Below are 826 nucleotides of genomic sequence, written 5' to 3' on the forward strand. Positions count from 1 at the left end.
ATGGCGCCGCCGCGGCGCCCGCCGCGCCTGGGGCCGCCCCGGTTGCCGCGGCGCCTGCGGTCGACGGTGCGATCCGCAACCGAGCCGATGTCGAGAATTCCCTCGACCGGATTGTCGAATTTTACGAGCGCACCGAGCCCTCCTCTCCGATCCCGCATCTCGCGCGGCGGATGCGGCGCATGGTGGCAATGGATTTTTTGGAACTGATGGAAGAGATCGCGCCCTCGGGACTGAAGGAGTTCCGCAACATCGCCGGGGTCGACGACAAGAAGAAATAGGGACACAGGAAAGGTATTCGGATGGCCGACAGCAAGCAGAAAGTCATTGAACGAAACCGGGCCCCCCGGGTTCAGATCGCCTATGACGTGGAGCATTACGGCAGCCCCACAACGATTGAACTGCCCTTCGTGATGGGCGTGATGGCAGACCTCTCCGGCGCCTCCGAGACCCCCGAGGCGAAGAAGCCGATCGGCGACCGCAACTTCGTCGAGACCGATGCGGGACGTTTCAACAAGTTCATGGAGGCGCTGGCGCCGCGGGTGAAGGCCCGGGTCAAGAACACCCTGCCGGCGGCCGAGGGCGAGGAGGCGGACGAGGAGATGTTCGTCGATCTCAGCTTCAAGAGCATGAGCGATTTCGCCCCCGACAAGGTGGCCGAGCAGGTGCCGGCGCTGAACGAGCTGCTGGGCATGCGCCGCAAGCTCGAGGAGCTGCTCAGCTACATGGATGGCAAGGTCGATGCCGAGAAGCGCATCGCCCAGCTTCTCAACAACGAGCCGCTGCTGGCGCAGGCCGCCGAGCAGGCGATGGCCGCCCAGTCGGACAG

General features: G+C 64.8%; 2 protein-coding genes. Both read left to right on the forward strand.

What is annotated here, in order from left to right:
- On the forward strand, positions 1-278 hold a 278-nt coding region (locus tag AC6RA4_RS17520), incomplete at its 5' end, for a type VI secretion system protein TssA (protein WP_500162554.1).
- A 21-nt stretch (positions 279-299) separates the two neighbouring features.
- A partial coding sequence (gene tssB / locus AC6RA4_RS17525; RefSeq protein ID WP_500162556.1) for a type VI secretion system contractile sheath small subunit occupies positions 300-826 on the forward strand: 527 nt, incomplete at its 3' end.

The sequence above is a fragment of the Salipiger sp. genome (assembly GCF_059781815.1).